Origin of the sequence: uncultured Sunxiuqinia sp. (genome assembly GCF_947495665.1) — a bacterium.
In the GTDB taxonomy this organism is placed as follows: Bacteria; Bacteroidota; Bacteroidia; order Bacteroidales; family Prolixibacteraceae; genus Sunxiuqinia; species Sunxiuqinia rutila.
Map to the genome: position 1 here is coordinate 1 of NZ_CANLZV010000063.1, position 223 is coordinate 223.

The 223-nt window shown below is 39.0% G+C and carries 1 protein-coding gene; it reads right to left on the reverse strand.

Translation table 11 applies throughout. The annotated features are described in order from the left end of the window. Positions 1 to 188 (reverse strand): hypothetical protein (locus Q1A18_RS19055; protein ID WP_299584754.1); only part of this gene is annotated, 188 nt, incomplete at its 3' end. Positions 189 to 223 lie beyond the last annotated feature (35 nt).

Genomic DNA, 223 nt, shown 5'->3' on the forward strand with positions numbered 1-223 from the left:
GTGGTTTCTTCAACCATCAATAAGGCTACCTGTCCAAAACTGTTGTTGGTCAGTAACTGTTTCCAAAATCCTTGTGCACTCACAGTAAAGCTGATTAATACAAAGCTGATAATTACCGCGGCACTTCTTAACAATACTTTTTCTGACTGATTGTTGTTGTTTCCGGTGTTTGTCTCTTGTGTTTTCATGATGGGCCTCCTGTGTTTTGTTTCTTGTTTTCTGT